The sequence below is a fragment of the Enterococcus sp. S22(2020) genome, assembly GCF_020295385.1.
GTDB classification, from domain to species: domain Bacteria; phylum Bacillota; class Bacilli; order Lactobacillales; family Enterococcaceae; genus Enterococcus_L; species Enterococcus_L dunnyi.
In genome coordinates, this window is record NZ_JACFUD010000001.1 from 72,221 (window position 1) to 89,811 (window position 17,591).

The window sequence follows — 17,591 nt, forward strand, 5'->3', positions numbered from 1 at the left end:
ATCAATTTTTGACTGCGATTGCTTCTACTTCAAAAAGTCCGTTCTTTGGTAACTCACATACTTCTACACACGAACGAGCAGGAAGAGTGTTTGAGAAGTATTTTCCATAAATGTCATTTATTTTAGCAAAATCTGACATATTCTTTAAAAAGACCGTTGTTTTTACCACATGGTCATAGGTCATACCTGCTTCTTTAAGAATAGCTCCTAGATTCGTTAGTGCTTGTTCTGCCTGTTGTTCAACTGTTTCCTTCATTTCACCACTTACAGGATCAAGTCCTAACTGTCCGGAAATGTATTGTGTCTGTCCTGCGAATACAGAATGTGAATACGGTCCTACTGCTGCTGGTGCATTTGCTGAATTGATCATTTTATTTGTCATCTACTTCACTCCTATTCCTATTTGAATTCGTTAGTTTCTTTATTGTTGAATGGTTGTTCCTGTCTTACCAAGAATCCCATCTTTCGCTTTTTCTAAAAGAGTGATCAACGTTTTACGTCCTGGTTTTGATTCCGCAAATTGAATCGCTGCTTCAACTTTCGGCAACATCGATCCAGGTGCAAACTGACCATCTTTGGCATGTTGCTTCATTTCATCGATCGTAACATTCGTTAATTCTTTTTGTGTTGGTTTACCAAAATCGACACATACTTTTTCAACAGCTGTCAAAATGATCAATAAATCAGCATCTACCAATTCTGCTAGTAATTCACTACAAAAGTCTTTATCGATCACTGCTGGAACACCGCTCAAATGATTGCCTTCCTTAACAACTGGAATTCCACCGCCGCCACAAGCAATCACTGTTTGGCCAGACTTGATCAATGATGTGATCGTTTCAACTTCAATGATTTCTTTTGGTTTTGGTGAAGCAACGACTTGGCGATAGCCTCTACCTGAATCTTCAACGACTGTTACGTGTTTCTCTTTCACCAATTGATCGGCTTCTTCTTTAGACATAAAACGTCCGATCGGTTTTGCTGGACGCTCAAAAGCTGGATCTTTTGGATCTACACCGACTTGAGTGATCACCGTTGCTACAGGCTGTGTGATATCACGGCTTAGCAATTCTTCCCGAAGAGCATTTTGTAAATCATACCCAATATAGCTTTGACTCATGGCTACGCAGACCGATAATGGAACTGTTGGATATTTTTCAGGATTGCTTAAGGAAAGTTCTTCCATCGCTAATTGGATCATCCCAACTTGAGGACCATTCCCATGTGATAAAATCACTTCATATCCTGCTTCGATCAAATCCGCGATTGCTTTTGATGTTTCTTTGACTGCGGTCATTTGTTCTGTTAAATTATCCCCTAAGGCATTTCCGCCAAGGGCAACGACTACTCGTTTTACCATTCAATCATCCACCTTATCGTTTCGATATTTTAGTAAAAAAGTAAGATGCTTTCTCTTCAATAAATCCTGTCAATGAGTGTTAAGAAAAATCTGAATTGTGCATGAAGTGGTCAGAACCTGTGGACAGCAGATTCGTCTCAAAACAACTTTTTCTTAACCGATAGCCAATATAAATGGACTTGGAAAGGTCTTATTATCATTTCAATGGTATTTCTAAAAGAGAGCAAATTATTTTACTAATAACTATCATCATTGATAGAAAAAGCATCTCACTTCATGCCAATGATCTTTACACCGTTTATTTTACTTCTCTCGGTGTCGCTTTTTGTTCAAGCTCTTTCAATGTTTGTTGCGGGCTCTTCACTTTACTTAAGAAGATCATTGCCGCAATGATATATGGTTTGTAGCTAGCTTCTTTGTATAGAGGAACACGATAACGATCAAAGACAGAGGCAGCTACTTCTCCTTCTTCACAGCTAACACCAGTGATATCAGCAGGCAAGCAGTGCATATATAATGCTTTGCCGTCTTTTGTCGTTTTCATCAATTCTTCCGTACATTCCCAATCTTTATGGTTGGAATTATCTGCTAATAATTCTTTTTCTAACGCATCGATTCCAGCTTGATCGCCTTCACCGTATAATTGTGTGCGTTTTTCCATCGCTGCAAATGGTGCCCAGCTCTTAGGATAAACAACATCAGCATCTTTGAACGCTTCTGCCATGCTGTTTGTTTTCGTAAATGAACCTCCTGATTCAGCAGCATTTTTCTTCGCCACTTCTTCTACTTCCGGCATGATCTCATAGCCCTCTGGATGAGCTAAAACAACGTCCATCCCTAAACGTGTCATCAAACCAACGATTCCTTGAGGAACTGATAATGGTTTGCCGTAAGATGGAGAATAAGCCCAAGTCATAGCGATTTTCTTGCCTTTAAGGTTTTCAACGCCGCCAAATTCATGAATCAAATGAAGTGCGTCTGCCATCGCTTGTGTCGGATGATCGATATCGCATTGTAAATTGACTAATGTCGGACGTTGTTCTAATACGCCATCCTTATGTCCTTCTTGAACAGATTCAGATACTTCATGCATATAGGCATTTCCTTTACCGATATACATATCATCCCGAATCCCAATGATATCTGCCATAAATGAAATCATGTTTGCTGTTTCACGAACTGTTTCACCATGAGAAATTTGACTTTTTCCTTCATCTAAATCTTGAACTTCTAATCCTAAAAGGTTACAAGCAGATGCAAAACTAAAACGAGTTCTCGTTGAGTTGTCACGGAATAAGGAAATTCCTAATCCGCTATCGAAAATTTTCGTAGAGATATTGTTTTCACGTAAATAACGTAGCGTATCAGCTACTGTAAAGACTGCTTCTAGTTCATCACGTGTTTTTTCCCAAGTTAAGAAAAAGTCATTTTCGTACATTTTATCAAATTCTAATTTGTCCAATTTTGCAATATATTCGTTAAAAGTTTCCATGTTATTTCTCCCTTTTGATTAGTAATAGCGAAAGGACCGCCCTGATGTCCTTTACTCATCAGGACGATCATTCGATGATTCCTATTATTTTTTTTGAGACTCACTTTCTTGCGAGATAATTTAGTTGTTTTCGCAATAAACACTTGACAATGCAGCATAAACTGCTGCACAACGAACCAAATCGTCTTTCCATGTTTTTTCATTTGGCGCATGTGCTTGTGCTTCGGCACCAGGTCCGAATCCAATACATGGAATGCCGTTACGGCCCATGATCGATACACCATTGGTTGAGAAGGTCCATTTATCAAGAAGCGGACGAGCTTTACGCATTTCAATAGTTTCTTTTGAACCTTCACGTTCTTCCCCGTAAAGATTTCTGTGTGTTTCCATCAATGCTTTCGTTACGCCATGGTCTTCTGGGATCACCCATGTTGGGAAGTAACATTCGATCGGATAAGACAAGCCTGTGTAAGATGGACGATCATAGTCATACATTGATACAACAACATCATCACCATATTTTTTAACTGCCGGTAATTGACGAATCTCTTCTAGACAGCTTTCCCATGTTTCGCCTGCAGTCATACGGCGGTCTAATGAAACAGTACAACCATCAGCAACTGCACAACGGCTTGGAGAAGAGTGGAAAATTTGCGAAGCTGTAACGGTTCCGCGACCTAAGAAACGAGCTTCTTTCCATTCTGGATTGTATTTTGGATCAAGCATGCGAACTAAACCTCTGATTGCTGTACTTTCTGTGTCGCCATTGTTATTCAATGCACGCACATCTTGTAAAATATCTGCCATTTTATAAATCGCATTGTCTCCGCGTTCGGGTGCAGAGCCATGACATGAAACACCTTTAACTTCAACTTTGATTTCCATACGTCCACGTTGCCCACGGTAAATTCCGCCATCTGTCGGTTCAGTCGACACAACAAATTCTGGACGAATGTTGTCTTCTTTGATGATATATTGCCAACATAAGCCATCGCAGTCTTCTTCTTGCACAGTCACTGTAACTAGTGCTGTATATTTTTCAGATAATAGACCTAAGTCTTTCATGATTTTTGCACCGTAGATAGCGGAAACGATTCCGCCCTCTTGGTCAGAAGTCCCACGACCACCGATTTCTGTATCTGTTTCGTATCCGTCATATGGATCAAATTCCCAGTTGCTCATTTCACCGATTCCAACTGTATCCATATGTCCGTCAAAAGCAATTAGCTTTTTACCAGTTCCCATATATCCTAATAAGTTTCCTTGAGGATCAACTTCGACTTTATCAAATCCTAGTTTTTCCATTTCTGCTTTCGCACGATCCATTTTTGCGCCTTCTTCAGCACTTTCTCCCGGAATCTTTACAAGATCACGTAAGAACTTGATCATGTCTGCTCTGTAACCTTCTGCTGCTGCGTTAATTGCTTTGAAATCCATTTACCATTACCCCCATAAGATTTTTTTATAATTATCTGGATCTGTATCGCCTTCTGTTGAAAACATCAAGACGGTAGAATGTTCATCCAGTTTCAAGACATCACGTAATTCTTTGTACTCAGGATCTTTCATAGCAGTTGCTACTAAGCCCATTGCTACAGCTCCTGATTCTCCTGAAATCACTTGCGGATCACCTTTTAATGGCGCTCCGAGCATTCTCATTCCTTTTTCTGAAACCCAATCTGGTGCTGAAACAAAAACAGACGTGTGATTTTCCAAAATATCGAATGAAATCGTATTTGGTTCACCGCAGGCAAGCCCTGCCATGATCGTTTGTAAGTCTCCTTCAACAAAACGAATCTTGCCGTCTTTTTCGATCGCCGATTTATATAAACAATCTGCAGCTTGTGCTTCTACAACGACCATGGTCGGAGGATTATCCGGATACAAATTGGCGAAATACCCAACGACTGCCCCAGCCAAGCTTCCCACACCTGCTTGAACGAATACGTGTGTTGGACGCTTATTTCCTACTTCTTCTAATTGTTTAGATGCTTCTAAAGCCATTGTTCCATAGCCTTGCATGATCCAGGTCGGGATTTTCTCATAGCCGTCCCACGCAGTATCTTGGACCATGACACCGTTTTCAGTTTCTTCAGCCATTTTGTTAGCCATCCGAACGCACTCATCATAATTGACTTCTTCGATCGTGACTTTGGCGCCTTCTTTTTCAATGTTTTCCTTCCGTGTTTGTGTTGAACCTTTCGGCATTAGCACAACTGATTTTTGCCCTAATTTATTTGCCGCCCAGGCAACACCACGCCCGTGATTTCCATCAGTTGCTGTAAAGAATGTTGCTTGATCGAATTCATCACGTAGCTTGTCAGAGGTTAAAACATCGTAGGTCAGATCAGATACATCTTTCCCTAATTTTTCTGCAATGTAATTTGCCATCGCAAATGAACCGCCAAGTACTTTAAAGGCATTCAATCCGAAGCGATAGGATTCATCTTTAACAAAGAAGTCTTTTAATCCTAAATACTCAGCCATATTTTTTACTTCAGCCAATGGCGTTTGGCTATATTGCGGAAAACTCTGATGAAAAGCCAACGCTTTTTCAATCGAATCCTTCGACATCAGTGATAAATACTGATCATCTGTTTTAGGCATTTCATTTGCCGTCCATTTTATTTTTTCCAAAAATGTTCCCCTCCGTATTTATTATTTAAATCAACATGGGTTGATTGATTCCATTACTTATTTTGACCGATCGTTCTAAAAACAAATCGACCTTTTTTCTCATTGATCATCTGCCCCTCTTCAGCAACTTTTTGTCCTCTAAGATAGACAGAACGAGCAGCTCCTTTTGTTTCAAAACCGTCATAGGGGGTATAATCCACATTTTGCAGCTGTGTTGCCGCAGAAATCACACCCGATTTTTCTGGATCCCAAACAACGATATCTGCATCACTGCCTTGTTGGATCACACCTTTTTGCGGATACAATGCAAACTGCTTAGCAATGTCTTCTGAAAGAAGTCCCACCATACGTTCTAGGGTGATTTTATTTGCTGCTACACCATGGGTATAAATCAGTTCCGGCCTTGTTTCTACACCAGGCATCCCATTTGGAATTTTACTGAAATCAGTTCTTCCGATCGTTTTTTGTCCTTCGAAATTAAAGCTGCAATGATCGGTAGAGATCGTATCGACTGTCCCTTCAATAACACCTGTCCATAAAGCCGCTTGATCTTCTATCGAACGTAATGGCGGTGAGCAAACGTATTTAGCTCCCTCAAAATCCGGACCATCATACAGATGTTCGTCCAAAACTAGGTATTGCGGACAAGTTTCAACATACACTTTTTGCCCTCTTTCACGGGCCCGGCGAACAGCTTCCAGAGAACGTTTTGTGCTAAGATGCACAATATTCACTGGCAAATCTGCTAGATCAGCAATCATCAGATAACGCTCTACCGCCTCTGCTTCAACAGAATCTGGTCTCGTTAGCGGATGATAATGAGGACTTACTTTTCCTTCTGCTACAAATTTAGCAATCATTTCATTGACCATGTCGCCATTTTCACAATGGATACCAAGCATGCCGCCAAACGTTCGAATTTCCTGCATTGCTTCAAAAATTTCAGCATCCTTTGTTCGTAGATTATCGTAAGCCATATACATCTTGAAAGAAGTGATTCCAGCATCGATCATCTCTTTGATCTCTGCTTTGATTTCAGGATTCCATTCAATGATCGACATGTGATACGTATAATCACATGAACTATTTCCTTTAGCTAAATGATCCCAAGCAGCCAGGCAGTCTTTCAACGAACTGCCTTTGCTTGGTGTGGCCATATCGATAACGGTCGTTGTTCCCTTGGCAACAGCGGCTTTACTGCCTGTGTAAAAATTATCAGCTGTCCCCATCGAACCTTTTCCATTATTCAATTCTAAATGTGTATGCGCATCGATAAATCCCGGTAGTAAAAAACATCCTGTGACATCTTCTACCTCGGACTCACCTATTGCTAAATTTGTTCCCATTTCAATGATCGTTTCACCGTCCAGCCTGACATCCAGCTGGCGACGATCTTTTGCGGAGACTACAACTCCGCCTTTCAAAAGAATAGACATATTTTAACCTCCATCGATTCAGAAGTTGTTTTTTGGGCAACTCATGTCTTTTTACATTTGCATACAATAATCATAGCTTTCGATCATCGTATCCATCAATTCAATTAAGTCTTCCGGAATTTCTAGGTCAGCCTGATCCAAACGAATAGTTGAAACATTGCCCCATAAACGAACCAGGCAAGCTTTTTCTCTCGGATCGATCACATAGAATCCGGAGTTTGTACTATCGTTGAAATCAGCTTCCGTATTAAACAATGTGAATTTGTCCTTGTATGGTGCACTTGCGTAAGGACAGAAGGTTTCACAGTTACCACATTCATTACACATCCGATCTACATGGACGATCTGCGGTTGCCCTTTCACTGTTACAACGATATTGGCGCGGTTTGGACAAACATCCATACAAGATTCACAAATCGTTGAACATTCCAAGCAATTTGAAGCTTGGCCGCACAGTGCTTCATTTGGTTCAAGAATGCCGCGTTTATTGCGAACTGAAGCAACATCGCTGTTCAAATTTGTTTGCTCATAATGTTCATTATGGATTTGGCAAATATTGCTGGCAGCTTTTGTCGCATCTGCAATTGCTTCGACGATCGTTGCCGGACCTAAATTCGCATCACCGATCACGTAAACATCTTTTAAATTTGTTTCAAGTGTTTCTTGATTTGAAACAACCTTTCCATACTGATCAGTTGTAATACCGATCGATTGGTAAAAATCAGTATCGACTTTTTCACCCACTGCCGCAATCACTGTATCTGCTGGAACCTCTGTCAATTCACCTGTACTGACTGGTCTACGACGCCCCGAAGCATCACGTTCACCTAAACGCATTTTTTCACAAGTCAGTAGACCGTTCTCCAATTTGATTGGGGACAACAGTTCTAAAAATTCCACCCCATCTTCCAAAGCAAAGTACAATTCTTCTTCATCCGCTGGCATGTTTCGTTTGTCACGACGATAAACGACAGAAACTTTTTTCACGCCTGGCAACGTAGTGGCTGCTCTTGCGCAGTCCATCGCTGTATTTCCTCCACCGACAACGACGATTTGTTCACCGTATGGATTGACTTGCGTGTTTTCTCTATTTGCTTTTAAGAATTCAAGTGAGTTTATTGCCTCTCCTGATTCAAGTCTCAATTTGCCATGTTTCCAGGCACCGATCGCATAAATGACATTCGTGTAGCCTTGTGCTCTCAATTCTTCTAAACTTGGTGCCGCTTGCCCTGTTTTAAATTCTGCGCCCATGAATTTCGCCATTTCAACATCATTTTGAACAGATTTCATTGAAATTCTGAATTCTGGAACGATCTGACTACAAACACCGCCGATCGTATCAGCTTTTTCAAAAACGGTTACCGGCATTCCTTCACGAGCAAGTAAGAAGCCAGCCGAAATTCCAGCAGGTCCCCCACCGACAACTGCCGTTTTAACAGCATTTTCTTTACGAACGGGTTTCGTCATCGAAGCCATCAATTCATCATAAGCATGCTCAGCAGCTTCCAGTTTTGCTTCACGGATCTTGATCGAGCCTTCATAGAATTGACGTGTACATTTCGTCATACATGGATGAGCACAAATCGTTCCAGTGATGAATGGTAACGGATTCTTATCAACGATCACTTTCAGTGCTTCTAAATAGTTGCCTTCGCTCACATAACGGAGGTAAGCAGGAATATCCTGATTGATTGGACAGCCGCCATCACTTCGACATGGAGCTGTATAACAGTTTGTCAATGGAACAGTTGTCCGAAGCTTAGGGCTTTCTGGTAATTTAATCGATTTTTTATAGCGACTTTGCGTTTTTGCTTTCTCAACGATTCGCCCTAATTTTTCCAAGTTTACTTGCACATCCGTTGGATAATCCGAATCACCCAATAAATTGGCCACCTGATTCATTCGTTGATAACCGCCCGGCTTTAATAATGTCGTTGCCATCGTGATCGGCCAAATCCCAGCATCAAAAATGTCTTTGATATTAAAAATATCTGCTCCGCCAGAGTATGAAATTTGCAGTTTGCCATCAAAGGCATCTGATAATTTTTTGGCAAGAGAAATACTTAACGGGAATAATGACCGCCCGGACATGTACATTTCATCTCCTGGAAGCTCATCTTCTGCGATCCCCACAGGAAAAGTATTCGTGATTTTCACACCAAAGTTCAATCCTTTGCTGTCTGCTAATTTTTGCAGTCGTTGCAGCATCGGCACTGCATCTTCAAACTGCAGATCTTCTAGGAAATGATGATCATCAAACACCATATAATCAAAACCTAAATCGTCCATTGTTTGACGTGTGTATTCATAACCAAGCATCGTTGGATTACATTTGATGAATGAATTAAGACCTTTCGTTTCCAATAAATAGGTCGTGATTCGCTCGATCTCATCTGATGGACAACCGTGCAATGTCGATAATGTGATGGAACGACACACGTTTGAACTGATGCTGTCAATGTATGCTTTATCAATATGCTTGAACTGCGGCAAATATTTATAGGCAGCTTCAATACACTCTGCCCAAATCGGTGTGCCTTGAGCATCTTGCATATCGGTAATATATTTATCAATTTTCGGAGACTGAATTCCTGCTAAGTCATATCCAACACTCATGTTAAAGATAAACCCGTCCGGATCGCCCAATCCCAATTCTTTACTCAACAGTTTTAAAATAAACCATGCTTTGACATATTCATCATACGCTTGCGGTACTTTTAATTCTGTCGACCATTCGACGTTATAACACTCATCAGCCGCAGTAATACAGGGTTTACTAACAGGCAAATCCTCTCCGTCGATGATCTGTACTGTTTTCACTTCAAAAAAACGTGAACCAGTTAAATAAGAAGCAATGATGTTTTGTGATAATTGCGTATGCGGTCCAGCAGCAGGACCACACGGTGTCTCCATTTTTTCACCAAAAAGCGGAATTGTTTTAGTAGGGTCTGCTTTGTAAAACTTTCGTACACCGAAAATAGTTGATTCATTTTTATATTCGTTTAAAATCCAGTTCAATAACCCATCGACCGAGATCGGATGCATGATGTCACTCATGTGTGTCACTCCTTTTTTAGTTTTCTGCTTTGTTAAGATCAGCTTGAACAAAGGGCTCTCATTTAGCTAATTGTCTCAGTGTTCAACCTGAAAAGAGTTTCTACGCTAATTCATTATTAACGATCAATCGTTGATTCTGTTCCAAAGGCTTTGTGCTTGCGCTTGTGCATCATGCCAAATTTTTGCTTCGTCAACCCCTTGAACTTCACGATTTCTCATACGAATCTCGCCATTGATGATCGTATCTGTTACAGCTCCGCCATTCATTCCAAAAAGAATATGAGAATTGTAATTATCTTTTGTCATCGGTGTCGGGCCTTTATAATCTAAAACGATCACGTCTGCTGCTGCACCTGTTTCTAAAACCCCTAGTTTCTTTTCAAAGTAGCGATTCGCCATTTTAGGATTATTATTGAAAAGCATTTCAGGAATTTCTGCCCAGGCAGCATTAGGATCTGCCAAATGATGCTTATGGATGATATTGCCTACTTTATAGGATTCAGTGACATCATTCGTATAGCCATCTGTTCCAAGCCCCATTAAAATACCATAGTCATTAAACATCCGCATTGCTGGCGGACACCCAACTGCATTGCCCATATTTGACTCTGGATTCGTCACAACCATAGTGTTTGTGTCTCGTAAAATTTCCATTTCATGAGGACCGATATGAATACAGTGACCTGCCATCGTTTGTTTGCCTAAAATGCCAAGATCGAAGAGACGATTGATGATCGGTTTCCCATGTTTTTTCAATGAATCATAAACATCTGCAATATCTTCTGCGATATGGATATGATACCCCACGCCTTCTGGAGTATTGGCAGCACAGTGTTCTAACGATTTATCTGATAAAGTGAACGCTGCATGCATGCCCATCATTGCTTTTTGCATATCATCGTTTCTAGCAGCACTCGCTTTGATAAAATCAGCATTCTCTTTTACAGCTGCTTTCATCTTCTCTTCCCCATCTCGATCAGAAACTTCATAGCATAAACAAGTTCGAACACCTAATTCATCTGCTGCGTTTGATAGTTGTGTTAAGCTTCCTTCAATCGCACCATAGCTTGCATGATGATCGAAAACCGTTGTGACCCCATTTTTGATACTGTCCAGATAGGCAATTTTTGCACTATGATAAGAGTCATCTAAATTCAATGTACGATCGATCCGCCACCATTGTCCTTCTAATATATCCATAAAATTCTTTGGATGATACCCGTTGATTCTCAAGCCTCTTGCAAATGTGCTGTAGATATGATTATGCATATTGATAAATCCTGGCATGATCACGCCGCCTTTGGCATCTATGAATTCAGCCTCTGGAAATTCTTTACGCAGATCAGCTGTTGAGCCTACTTTTTTGATCGTCGTTCCCTCAAGTGCTACACATCCATCGTCATAAAAAGTTCCTTGTGCATCTCTGGCAATCAACCGTCCATTTCCAACTAATAACATCATTGCTCCTCCTATAAGTTCAATTTTTTAATTTTCTACAAATAAGTAATCGCTTACAAAATAACTAGTTCAACTATTCACGAAAGTATAAATAGTTGGCTGTTCGATTTTTTTCTGTTATTCTAAAAACAGATGAAAGCGTTCGCATCATTGCTTTCAGCAAACTATTTCCTCTAACTCGAGTAAATTATACCACTTAACCTAAAAAAAAACAATGCTACCTAAAAAATATTTTTTAGTGCATCGTGACCATTGTCTTGTATTATAAATTGGCGCATGATATTATTACAAACAGAAACTGATAAAAGACTTTCCTTTGTTTATTGGAGTACATATATTCGTTCTTGATTTTCGTATCTAGGGCTTATAAATCAAAGAACTATCTTACTTATCGAGTTTTATTATTTTATACACATTAGAAAGGAGAACCTCATGCTTTCAGATGAAAAGTTAATTTTTCTTACGCAAGTTGCCAAAGCCTTGGCAGGTCAGTTTGGCGAAAACTGTGAAATAGTGATCCACAAAATCAATGAAGACAATGTAAACAATACGATTGTATCCATTGAAAACGGTCATGTTTCTTCCCGTCAGCTTGGAGATGGTCCTTCTCAAGTCGTTCTTGAGGCGTTGAAAAAAGATCCAGCTGATTTAGTTGACCACATCAATTACCTAACAAGAACCCACGACGGACGAATCTTAAAATCAAGTACCATTTATTTTAAAGATAAATCCGGAAGCTTAGACGGAATTTTTGCGATCAATTATGATATCACCTCTTTGATCGCGGCTGAATCTACCTTAAAATCTTTGATTTCAATTGATGAACAAGAAGACAGCAACAAAGAGCCAGATTATATTCCTCAAGACATCAACGAACTTTTAGATGACCTGATCGAAGAATCTGTTAAATTAGTGGGCAAGCCTGTTCCGCTTATGACCAAAGATGACAAAGTAAAGTGTATTCAATTTTTGAATAATAAGGGCGCATTTTTAGTCACAAAGTCTGGAGATAAAGTCGCTAATTTCTTTAATATTTCCAAATACACGTTATATAGCTATATAGATGCGAAATAATCAAATCTGGTGGCTGGTAGATTCCTTTTTTAAAGGAACGACCAGTCACTTTTTTTATACGTTAGTGTAAATTCTTTATATTATAGTAAGAAAAAGCAAAAGGAATTAATTTTTTTTTTCAGTTGTGTTATTATAGATTGAGTTTATTGTTGTCTTTAGACACGAATAATTGAGACAAATTGGAGGTCACTTTATGGGAATCAGAAGCCATGCAGCGATTTTTGCTGGAAAAACTTCTCAATGGTTATTACAAACATTTTTTAAAGGCGGCAGCAGCTACCCTGGAAAATTAGCATTAAAAATCGATCCTAAAATTTTAGATACATTAGCAAAAGACTATGAAATCATCGTTGTCACAGGAACAAACGGAAAAACATTGACGACAGCTTTGACTGTTAATATTTTAAGACAAGAGTTCGATCATGTTTTAACGAATCCAACTGGGGCAAATATGGAACAAGGCATCGTTTCAACCTTTTTATCTGCCAAAAATAAAGGAGCAAAACAAAAGTTTGCTGTTCTTGAGATCGATGAAGCCAGCTTAAGCCGTGTAACTAAATATATTGAACCAAAACTATTTTTATTTACAAATATCTTTCGTGATCAAATGGACCGCTATGGCGAAATTTATACAACGTACAAATTGATCGTTGATGGTGCTGCGCAAGCACCAAACGCACCGATTTTATGTAATGGTGATTCACCGATCTTCAATTCCATTGAAACAATCAATCCTAGAAAATATTATGGCTTCAATCACCAGCCAGATGAAGAACAGATGGCGCATTATAATACAGACGGCTTGCTTTGTCCTAAGTGTCATCATATCTTACACTACAAAATGATCACGTATGCGAATTTAGGAAAATATTATTGTCCAAATTGCGACTTCCATCGTCCAGAATTAGATGTTCAATTAACTGAGATGGTTCGAATGGATAACGTTTCTGCCGATTTTGTGATCGATGGCGCAGAATACAACATCGCAGTTGGCGGAATGTATAATGTGTATAATGCTTTAGCAGCCACAGCAGTAGCTGAACACTATGGTGTTGCACCTGAGAAAATCAGAGCAGGCTTAAGCTATGATGAAAAAGTTTTTGGCCGTCAAGAAGTCATCACCATCGAAGGAAAACAATGTACCTTGATTTTGGTGAAGAATCCTGTAGGTATCAATCAAGTTATCGATATGATGGGGCTTGCCCCTTACTCCTTCTCACTGGTCTCATTACTTAATGCGAATTACGCAGACGGAATCGATGTGAGCTGGATCTGGGACGGAGATCATGAAGCATTGGCTACAATGGACATTCCAGAGGTGATTGCAGGTGGCGACCGCCATCAGGATATGGCTCTGCGTTTAAAAGTTGCGGGCATTCCAGAGGATAAATTAAGAGAAATCCCTGCGATAGATGATGTAATTGCTGCGATCAAAGAGCTGCCAACAGAACATGTTTACATTTTAGCAACCTACACAGCAGTTTTACAGTTACGAAAATCATTAGCTGCTCAAGGCTATATTCAAGGAGGAATGAATGGTGCCTAAAGAATTAGTTGTTTGTCATTTATACGGAAATTTACTGAATACCTATGGTGATAATGGAAATTTGTTGATGCTTAAATACCTTTCTGAAAAAATGAATGTAACTTTTCGTTCGGAGATCGTCAGTGTTTATGAAGATTTTGATCCAAAAAAATATGATTTAGTCTTTATTGGCGGAGGTCAAGATTTTGAACAGCTGATCATCTCGGATGATATTCAGACAAAAAAAGAGACATTAACAGAATATATCGAGAATGATGGCGTCATGCTGGCGATCTGCGGCGGCTTCCAATTACTTGGGCATTATTATATGGGTGCTAAAGGGGAAAAAATCCACGGTATTGGTGCCTTAGATCACTATACATTAAGTCAAGACAATAACCGCTACATCGGGGATATCGTTATTCATAATGAAGAATTCAACGAAACATATTATGGTTTTGAGAATCATAATGGCCGAACCTTTTTAGGTAAAGGTGAGCGTCCGCTTGGAAATGTTGTTCAAGGAAAAGGCAATAATAATGAAGACGGTTCTGAGGGTGTCATCTACAAAAATGTCTTTGGCTCATACTTCCATGGTCCGATCTTGGCTAGAAATGAAAATCTTGGTATCCGATTGATCAAGACAGCTTTGGAAAAAAAGTACGGAGAACCTTTTGTCATTCCTGAGGAAATGATTCTAGCTTAATAACAACCACCATAGGATCGATCCATAAAATACAAGAATTTTTATTAAATTTTGAGCTGTAAGCAACTGTTATTAAGAAGATAACAACTGCTTACGGCTCTTTTGTGTGCTGTGATTATACTTCGATCGCCTGCACTCATTCGCTCAGCTTGAGTCGATATATTTTACATTCCTCTACTGATCCTTTTTATAACAGCCAGTTCTTTTAGTCTTACTAACCATAACGCGGTCAACGTAATTTCTAAGATAAAGTATCCTATAATGCCTATGACAAGAACAGCTACAACTCCATTTTTGAAAGATAGTCTCACAAGTCTACTTGAAATTCAAACATTCTACCTCATCCCTATTTTACTATAGCTAATCATTATACATATAGCTTGTTTTTTTGCCATAAAAGTGTTCCCCTTTATCCCTGTGGCTAAGTGGTGCAGTAAAAGTCGTAATATGCTAAAGTTAAAAGAGCGAATGAGAATTATAAAAAAAGAACAAATTATCCTCACAGAACACTCATACATTTGCGACTGGTATCTAAATAAATCAACTGGAGGTAACGATGATGAAGAACTCATTTTTTTTGCTAATTGGGATTGTTGCTGTTTTTACATTTGGCACAATTAGTGCTTCATCTGAAGAGGTAGTCATCGAGTCTCAAGCTACCATTGAAGATGAAATAACTGAAACGACAACTAGTGAACAAGTAGTACAGAGTACGGAAAGTACTACGGAGCCTACAGCTACCAGCTCTGAAAGTACGACCACATCCGAACCAGAACCTACAGCAGAAAAAGCAGCGCCAATGTCTCTCACTTATTCAATTTATAATGAACAATCAGGCTGGCAAGCTGTACAAAACAATGGCGCGATCGCAGAATACCCTAATAGCAGAATTGAAGCTTTCAAAATAACTCTCGAAGGTGCTTCTGCAGAATTAGGTACTGTGCAATACCGTGCTCATGTAGCAGATATCGGCTGGCAAAATTTTGCTGATGCCGATAGCATTAGCGGCGTCTCTGGAAAACGGATGGAAGCAGTCCAAATCCAGCTAACTGGGACACTCAAAGAAACCTATGACATTTACTACAGACTACAGGTTCAAAATTTTGGCTGGCTGGATTGGGCAACGAATGGACAAAATGCTGGTACGACCGGTTTTTCTTATGATATCAAAGGACTCCAGATTCAACTAGTAGAAAAAGGACAAACGGCACCTGGTACAACAACCCGCCCCTTTGTTCAATATAAAAAGCCAAATATAAAATACCAAAGTCATATCCAAGATATCGGCTGGCAAGGCGTCAAAATGAATGGTCAATTGAGTGGAACAACTGGTCAATCAAAGCGTATGGAAGCGATGAAGATCGCAGTAGACAATCTGCCTGTTTCAGGCGGGATCGAATACCGCAGTCATGTGCAGGATATTGGCTGGCAAGGGTATGTTGCCAATGATGCAATGACTGGCACGATGAAGCAGTCGAAACGAATGGAGGCCTTGAGTATTCGTTTGACTGGAGAAATGGCTCAGCACTTCGATGTTTATTATCGAGTTCATGCAAAAAATTTTGGCTGGTTGGACTGGACCAGTAACGGACAAAATGCTGGTACAGCAGGTTTCAGCTATCAATTAGAATCCATTGAAATCCAATTGGTCAAAAAAGGGGCCGCTTCACCTGGTCCAGTAAAACGGCCCTTTGTTCAATACAAACAGCCTACAGTTTCTTACCAAAGTCACGTTCAAGATAAAGACTGGCAAGCGCCAAGTATGAATGGCCAAACAAACGGCTCTATCGGTCAAAGCAAGCGTGTAGAAGCAATCAAAGTAAACGTCAGTAATGCCCCAGTATCTGGCGGTATCGAATATAGAACGCACGTTCAAAACATTGGCTGGCAAAAATACGTAGCGAATAACCAGCTAAGTGGAACCACAGGTCAATCGAAACGTGTAGAGGCTTATGATGTGCGTTTGACTGGAGAATTAGCCAAACATTTCGATGTCTATTATCGAGGGCACCTTGAGAAAATAGGAAATTCTGGCTGGAACAAAAACAGTGGGATTGTCGGCAGTTCAGGATTTAGTTTGCGTTTAGAAGCTATAGAAATCCAACTCGTGCGAAAAGAACAAAAAGCTCCGCCACTTTCTAAAAGCTTTTGGGAAAATAAATCGGCAGAATTGAATGTACCATTCATCAACCAATACGCTTCAAATGCGCCTATGGGGTGTGAAGCAGCCTCTTTATTGCAAGCTCTCAAAACATTAGGCTATGCCAAAAACTATACTTTAACAGCATTTCTTAACGAAATGCCGATCTCATACAATAATGACCCTAATAACGGATTTGCTGGAAACCCATATATAATTATGACAAATGGCGTTTACCAATCGATTTTTGCACAACCATTAACAACTTGGGGCAAAAAATATGGCAACGTACAGAATATTTCTGGCAGCTCTGCTTCTGATTTGAAATTGCAGCTAACTTTAGGACGTCCGATCGTTGTGTATGTCACTTATAATTTTGAATCTCCAACTTACGGCTACTATTTTTGGGGCAAAGGAGTAGACAATGCCCATATCATGACCTTAGCAGGCTATAACAGCAAAACCAAGAAATATTTAGTTTCAGATCCAGCTAAAGGAAAATATTGGGTCGACTATGCTGTTTTTGAAAAAGCATACAATCTTACTAAAGGAGCCGTCGTTGTTCGGTAATATTCAAAGCAACTAGTATAATCAAGTGGAACAACTCTAAATTCTTTTGCTGCTAGTTCTAAAAGAAAGTCCTATATGCATGACTTTCTTTTTCTTTATGCTAGATCATCATGTAATATATTAGTACACTATCTGG

12 protein-coding genes are annotated in these 17,591 nt (G+C 39.7%); 4 read left to right on the top strand and 8 right to left on the bottom strand.

Features of this window, described 5'->3' with window-relative positions; translation table 11 throughout:
- Window position 1 precedes the first annotated feature (1 nt).
- From H3T55_RS00320 to ssnA, 8 genes are all read right to left on the bottom strand, one after another.
- Window positions 2-382: a RidA family protein gene (locus tag H3T55_RS00320; protein WP_087639772.1), complete on the bottom strand. Its 381-nt coding sequence runs from the start codon at window positions 380-382 to the stop codon at window positions 2-4.
- A 39-nt stretch (window positions 383-421) separates the two neighbouring features.
- The gene (gene arcC, locus H3T55_RS00325) at window positions 422-1,360 is read right to left on the bottom strand and encodes a carbamate kinase (protein WP_225533174.1); all 939 of its coding nucleotides are present in this window, start codon (window positions 1,358-1,360) and stop codon (window positions 422-424) included.
- A 298-nt stretch (window positions 1,361-1,658) separates the two neighbouring features.
- Window positions 1,659-2,852 carry a knotted carbamoyltransferase YgeW gene (ygeW, locus tag H3T55_RS00330; protein ID WP_087639770.1) on the bottom strand — a complete coding sequence of 398 codons (1,194 nt, stop codon included), beginning with the start codon at window positions 2,850-2,852 and terminating at the stop codon, window positions 1,659-1,661.
- Window positions 2,853-2,972: 120 nt separating this feature from the next.
- Window positions 2,973-4,289, bottom strand: coding sequence for a YgeY family selenium metabolism-linked hydrolase (locus tag H3T55_RS00335; RefSeq protein WP_225533173.1), 1,317 nt, complete (start codon window positions 4,287-4,289; stop codon window positions 2,973-2,975).
- A 6-nt stretch (window positions 4,290-4,295) separates the two neighbouring features.
- Complete coding sequence (gene dpaL, locus H3T55_RS00340; protein ID WP_225533172.1) at window positions 4,296-5,489, bottom strand: diaminopropionate ammonia-lyase; 1,194 nt, start codon at window positions 5,487-5,489, stop codon at window positions 4,296-4,298.
- 53 nt (window positions 5,490-5,542) lie between these two features.
- Window positions 5,543-6,925 (bottom strand): dihydropyrimidinase, encoded by a 1,383-nt coding sequence (gene hydA, locus H3T55_RS00345; RefSeq protein WP_225533171.1) that lies wholly within the window; start codon window positions 6,923-6,925, stop codon window positions 5,543-5,545.
- Between the two features lie 51 nt (window positions 6,926-6,976).
- A complete protein-coding gene (gene ygfK, locus H3T55_RS00350) occupies window positions 6,977-9,982 on the bottom strand; it encodes a putative selenate reductase subunit YgfK (RefSeq protein ID WP_225533170.1) in 3,006 nt (1,001 codons plus the stop codon).
- 123 nt (window positions 9,983-10,105) lie between these two features.
- Window positions 10,106-11,440, bottom strand: coding sequence for a putative aminohydrolase SsnA (ssnA, locus tag H3T55_RS00355; RefSeq protein WP_225533169.1), 1,335 nt, complete (start codon window positions 11,438-11,440; stop codon window positions 10,106-10,108).
- A gap of 432 nt (window positions 11,441-11,872) precedes the next feature.
- Here ssnA and H3T55_RS00360 point away from each other — a divergent pair, with 432 nt between their 5' ends.
- From H3T55_RS00360 to H3T55_RS00375, 4 genes are all read left to right on the top strand, one after another.
- Window positions 11,873-12,514: a transcriptional regulator gene (locus H3T55_RS00360; protein WP_087639764.1), complete on the top strand. Its 642-nt coding sequence runs from the start codon at window positions 11,873-11,875 to the stop codon at window positions 12,512-12,514.
- Between the two features lie 193 nt (window positions 12,515-12,707).
- A complete protein-coding gene (locus H3T55_RS00365; RefSeq protein WP_225533168.1) occupies window positions 12,708-14,060 on the top strand; it encodes a Mur ligase family protein in 1,353 nt (450 codons plus the stop codon).
- Window positions 14,050-14,745: a type 1 glutamine amidotransferase gene (locus H3T55_RS00370; RefSeq protein ID WP_225533167.1), complete on the top strand. Its 696-nt coding sequence runs from the start codon at window positions 14,050-14,052 to the stop codon at window positions 14,743-14,745. The genes H3T55_RS00365 and H3T55_RS00370 overlap by 11 nt, the downstream gene beginning before the upstream one ends.
- 559 nt (window positions 14,746-15,304) lie before the next feature.
- Complete coding sequence (locus tag H3T55_RS00375) at window positions 15,305-17,455, top strand: C39 family peptidase (RefSeq protein ID WP_225533166.1); 2,151 nt, start codon at window positions 15,305-15,307, stop codon at window positions 17,453-17,455.
- Window positions 17,456-17,591: the final 136 nt, after the last annotated feature.

Bases quoted from the DNA above. Each gene is read 5' to 3' on its own strand.
- H3T55_RS00365 (WP_225533168.1), top strand. From the start codon at position 12,708: ATGGGAATCAGAAGCCATGCAGCGATTTTTGCTGGAAAAACTTCTCAA.
- H3T55_RS00335 (WP_225533173.1), bottom strand. From the start codon at position 4,289: ATGGATTTCAAAGCAATTAACGCAGCAGCAGAAGGTTACAGAGCAGAC.
- H3T55_RS00360 (WP_087639764.1), top strand. From the start codon at position 11,873: ATGCTTTCAGATGAAAAGTTAATTTTTCTTACGCAAGTTGCCAAAGCC.
- H3T55_RS00320 (WP_087639772.1), bottom strand. From the start codon at position 382: ATGACAAATAAAATGATCAATTCAGCAAATGCACCAGCAGCAGTAGGA.
- arcC (WP_225533174.1), bottom strand. From the start codon at position 1,360: ATGGTAAAACGAGTAGTCGTTGCCCTTGGCGGAAATGCCTTAGGGGAT.
- ygeW (WP_087639770.1), bottom strand. From the start codon at position 2,852: ATGGAAACTTTTAACGAATATATTGCAAAATTGGACAAATTAGAATTT.
- hydA (WP_225533171.1), bottom strand. From the start codon at position 6,925: ATGTCTATTCTTTTGAAAGGCGGAGTTGTAGTCTCCGCAAAAGATCGT.
- ssnA (WP_225533169.1), bottom strand. From the start codon at position 11,440: ATGTTATTAGTTGGAAATGGACGGTTGATTGCCAGAGATGCACAAGGA.
- ygfK (WP_225533170.1), bottom strand. From the start codon at position 9,982: ATGAGTGACATCATGCATCCGATCTCGGTCGATGGGTTATTGAACTGG.
- H3T55_RS00375 (WP_225533166.1), top strand. From the start codon at position 15,305: ATGAAGAACTCATTTTTTTTGCTAATTGGGATTGTTGCTGTTTTTACA.
- H3T55_RS00370 (WP_225533167.1), top strand. From the start codon at position 14,050: ATGGTGCCTAAAGAATTAGTTGTTTGTCATTTATACGGAAATTTACTG.